Annotated in this window: 5 protein-coding genes and 1 pseudogene; 1 reads left to right on the plus strand and 5 read right to left on the minus strand. The window is 54.3% G+C overall.

The window, feature by feature from the left end; all coding sequences use genetic code 11:
• From ACOSYY_RS18245 to ACOSYY_RS18265, 5 genes and pseudogenes are all read right to left on the minus strand, one after another.
• Positions 1-465 (minus strand): annotated as a pseudogene (locus tag ACOSYY_RS18245) (hypothetical protein); the annotation flags it as partial.
• Positions 466-544: 79 nt separating this feature from the next.
• Positions 545-1,885 carry a Tol-Pal system beta propeller repeat protein TolB gene (gene tolB / locus ACOSYY_RS18250; RefSeq protein WP_421664275.1) on the minus strand — a complete coding sequence of 447 codons (1,341 nt, stop codon included), beginning with the start codon at positions 1,883-1,885 and terminating at the stop codon, positions 545-547.
• 3 nt (positions 1,886-1,888) lie between these two features.
• The gene (tolA, locus tag ACOSYY_RS18255) at positions 1,889-3,019 is read right to left on the minus strand and encodes a cell envelope integrity protein TolA (protein WP_421664276.1); all 1,131 of its coding nucleotides are present in this window, start codon (positions 3,017-3,019) and stop codon (positions 1,889-1,891) included.
• 13 nt (positions 3,020-3,032) lie between these two features.
• Entirely contained in the window at positions 3,033-3,476 is a 444-nt protein-coding gene (locus ACOSYY_RS18260; RefSeq protein ID WP_421664277.1) for a biopolymer transporter ExbD, read from the minus strand.
• Positions 3,473-3,853 (minus strand): MotA/TolQ/ExbB proton channel family protein, encoded by a 381-nt coding sequence (locus ACOSYY_RS18265; RefSeq protein ID WP_421664278.1) that lies wholly within the window; start codon positions 3,851-3,853, stop codon positions 3,473-3,475. The genes ACOSYY_RS18260 and ACOSYY_RS18265 overlap by 4 nt, the downstream gene beginning before the upstream one ends.
• 29 nt (positions 3,854-3,882) lie before the next feature.
• Here ACOSYY_RS18265 and ACOSYY_RS18270 point away from each other — a divergent pair.
• The coding region (locus tag ACOSYY_RS18270; RefSeq protein ID WP_421664279.1) for a type II toxin-antitoxin system Phd/YefM family antitoxin at positions 3,883-4,014 on the plus strand (132 nt) is incomplete at its 3' end.

Below are 4,014 nucleotides of genomic sequence, written 5' to 3' on the forward strand. Positions count from 1 at the left end.
GCCGGAAAGGGCGTGACGCCCTTCATCGGTGATCGAAAAACTGTCGTACGCGAAAAAGACATCCCGTAGTCCGGCTGCCACCGAAGCGACCTGCTCCGCACGAATTTCAGCCAGCTGGCGAGCCGCCGCGCCGGAATCCGCTTTTGCGATCATCGTGTTGGCATGGCCGGCTCCGCCTGGGCTACCTGCATTCCCGGCACTTCCACCGAGCCGCTCTTCCGAAGGATTGCGATCCAATCCTCGTAAGCCGTTCGAATCATCACCTCCGGAGAATGACGTATCTGGAAAACTTGGACTGGTCCCTTCTTTCGCCACTCCTCCCTTGCCCATCCCTCCTCGGGCCATCTCTCCTTGCAACGCGTGGGTATCCCCTCCCGATCGGACCGCCTTCTTCGAGCACGCTGGAATTCCCAGTACGATGATACCGAGAATCAACGGCAAGTAGCTGGCTGGCAACGTTTTCATTAGATTCCTTACTTCCTGTGAAACATCGCCCATTTTTCTTACAGCGAAGGACGATTGTCGTAAATGCCTTCCTGGATATCTACGATGCCGGGGACCAGGACGGTGCGCTATTGTGAGTCCCGGTAAACGTAATGCGCTCGAGGTCTTTCCCGTCCGCATTGATCATGTAGATCTGGCTCTTCCCGTCCACCGTCGAGCTGAAGACAAGATGCCGTCCATCCGGAGACCAGGACGGAGAATCATCCACTCCCAGTCCAGTCGTTAATTGCAGATGTTTCTGACCATCGGGAGTGGTCACACAGAGTTTGTACTCTTTTTTGGGAGTCCGGCACACGTAAGCGATCCAATTCCCCCGAGGCGACCAAGCTGGCGCCGCATTATAATCTCCATCAAATGTCAATCGACGCACATTGGATCCATCCGCGCTCATGAGGAAAATTTGCGGTCCTCCGTTTCGATCTGACGTAAATGCGAGCTCCCGACCCGAGGGAGACCATGAGGGAGATAAATCCCCGGCGGAATTCGTGGTCAGCCGCTGAACGATTTTTGTGTGGGTATCCAAACGGTACAATTCGGCGTTACCTTCATGGCTTGACGAGTAGGCCAGCGTCTTCCCATCGGGAGATAACGTTGGGGTAATGTTCAACCCGCCTTGCGTAACGAGTGTCCAACGTTTTCCCGTGGCAAGCTCGATCATATCGATATCCTGCGTGTTCCGATTGCGGTATGTCGTGAAAACCAAAAACCGACGATCCGGGGACCAGCGGGGCATCAGGTTCAAGAACCCGTCGGCTGTCAACTGACGCGGCTCGTATCCGTCGTAATCCATCACGAATAACTCGCGAGCCGTTCCCAGCTCGGAGACATAGGCAATCTTCGTCCGTGCGATTCCAGGTTCTCCGGTATAGCGAAAGACCAATTCATCCGCAAACCGATGAGCCATAAGACGGGCAACCGATGTCGAACCAACATATCGTTTCCCGCCTACGACTTCATTGCTGCCGGTATCATACACGTAACCATCCATGTTGATATCAGCATCCTTGCTTCCACTCTTGATCCCCGCCTTACCCCAGACAATGACCGATACCCCGTTCTCGGCGGCTTGTTTGAAGGAAGCATCGGGCTCCGTCCCAAGATGACTGACCTTGATGCCAAGACTCGGCAAATCGACGAGGGCGAAGACAAGCGAGCGTCGCACGTCCGACTTGAGGACCTCCTCGATGCGCGTGCCCAACTTGACGCGTCCCTCGGGTGACTCCGACCCTCCCATGTTTTCAATCCCGGCAATCCCAAGTGGAATCTTTTGAAAATCCGGTCTGGTTGCTTCAAGAAATACATCGGCGGCACCGGATTCAATGATCCAAGCGACGCCGATCGATACACACAGGCTGACAAACACGATAGCTCGAAACGTCATGGTTTACCCTTGTGGCTCTCCGACGGTAAAAGTGAAGTGGGCATCAAAATACGGGTCGGAGATATCCGGCGGAAACATGGGCAATGGGTTTGCGCTCAGAACCGCTCGCTTGCCGGCTAAATCATAATACTCGTTTCCTGAAGATTGTTCGATCGTTACGCCGGTAACCGATCCGTTTTTATGAAGTCTGAACTGTATGATAACGACGTAGGCTTGGCTGGCCAGATCTAAGGGCGGGGCATTCCAGGAATTGCTGATTCGCTGTCGCACAAGCGCAAGATATGCATTGGAACCCTGAACCATCCCTGGAACCTTCAATGCGGTGTCGACAGCCTTAGCGTTCTGGGCCTTTGCTTCAGCTTGAGGAGCAGGTCTTGACGGTACTTCCGTCAAGGGTGCTGCTGCTTTGGGCACCTCAAGTTTCTTGATCTTCTTCAGTTCCTCGTCCAGTTCCTTCGCCAAATCTTCCGTCAAGGAGGAGGATTGAGCCGAAGCTATCAGCCTTTTGGGGGTGGCGGTGTCTTTGGTTTCCGTAAGGACCGGTACATCGGGCAGCTTGATCATCGGTGATTTCCTCGGCTTGTCCTCCGGACTGATGTCGCCGCGCTTGGGGGCATCCGGAGGCAACTCAATATCTTTCATGATATCGTCCATGAGATCATTCGACGATTTTGCCGGGAGTACCGGAGGGACGGATGCGACCTTCGCAGGAGGAAGCGACACAGGCGCCGTCTTCATGGGAGGAGCAGGGTTAGGTTGTTCAATAGATTTGAGTGGCTCAACTGGTTTTGATTGCTCGATGGGCTTTGGCCGCGCGATGGCTTTGGCTATAGCTTTGGATTGCTCGATAGGCTTAGCCTGCTGTACCGGCTTGGACGGTTCTATCTCTTTCTTGATTGGCTGACTTTTCTGGGGTTCAACAGCCCTTTCGGGAAGAGTCGGCAAACTTGCGAGGGAAATCTCCATGGACGACAGAGGGCGCTCGCCATGTCGCGGGAGTCGAACCCAGGCCACCATCGCCAGTATGCCGATATGGAGCACCAGAGAGACGACGACGGCAAAGCCTAAGCGACGAGTCAGTGTCGCCTGCCATTCATCATCCGAGACCATGCCGGCCGATGCCCAAGCCTGCACTGTGGACCTTATCCTACTGGTTGTGTTGGGATGGCGTACCCTCACTGACACGTTCTGGTCCGGTGGGATCAGTCACCATGCCGAGTTTCTCGATACCGGCCTTTTTGATTCCATCCATCACCTGAACCACAATTCCATACGGCACGTCGCGGTCGGCGCGTAAATATAATGAGACATCGGCGTGCTCATCTTTCATCATGCGCAGTTTACGCTCCAGTTGAGCCACGCTTACCTGATCTTTGTCGAGATACAGGCGTTGATCCTTTTCGATCGTCAGCACCGCTCGGATCTCCGGCTTGATCGTGTTCGATGCTGAAGTCGGCAACTTGATGTCCATGCCTCGGTAGAGCATTGGTGCCGTAACCATAAAGATCACCAGAAGCACAAGCACAACATCCACGAGCGGAATCACGTTGATCTCCGCTAAAAATCGACGCTGTCTCGTCTCAAAAATCATCCCTTCGCTCCCACGGGAACCGGAGCGACAGGTTTCGTTTGGGCTGGAATCAAGGCCAAGAGCTCCACCACGACCGAATCCATGTACATGGCAGCACGTCTGATACGTACCAAGAAATAATTATAGGCGACGACGGCAGGAATCGCGGCAAACAATCCGGCTGCAGTCGCAATTAAAGCTTCGGAGACGCCAGGAGCCACAGCCGCAATGCTGGCTGTGCCTTGTGTGCCGATTTCTCGGAATGAGTCGATAATACCCATCACCGTACCCAGGAGGCCTATAAACGGACAGATATTTCCAGTCGTCGCAAGAAACGGAAGAAACGATTCCAACTTGGCGATTTGACCTTGAGCAAGATGGGCCGCCGTCCGGTCCATCACATGGCGATCATACGCGACGGTGCAGTATGGAGATAGGGGCTTTTGAAGCCAAAACACATTTGTCCGCGTTACTGGAACGGGTGAGCAAGGGAGAAACGATCACGATAACCAGGCATGGCGTTCCAGCCGCGATGCTGGTTCCCGTGGAAGGAGCAGGG

Source organism: Nitrospira sp. BLG_2 (assembly GCF_049222245.1).

Excerpts from the sequence above, each read along its gene's own strand:
- tolB (WP_421664275.1), bottom strand. The coding sequence starts at position 1,885 with ATGACGTTTCGAGCTATCGTGTTTGTCAGCCTGTGTGTATCGATCGGC.
- ACOSYY_RS18260 (WP_421664277.1), bottom strand. The coding sequence starts at position 3,476 with ATGATTTTTGAGACGAGACAGCGTCGATTTTTAGCGGAGATCAACGTG.
- ACOSYY_RS18265 (WP_421664278.1), bottom strand. The coding sequence starts at position 3,853 with ATGGACCGGACGGCGGCCCATCTTGCTCAAGGTCAAATCGCCAAGTTG.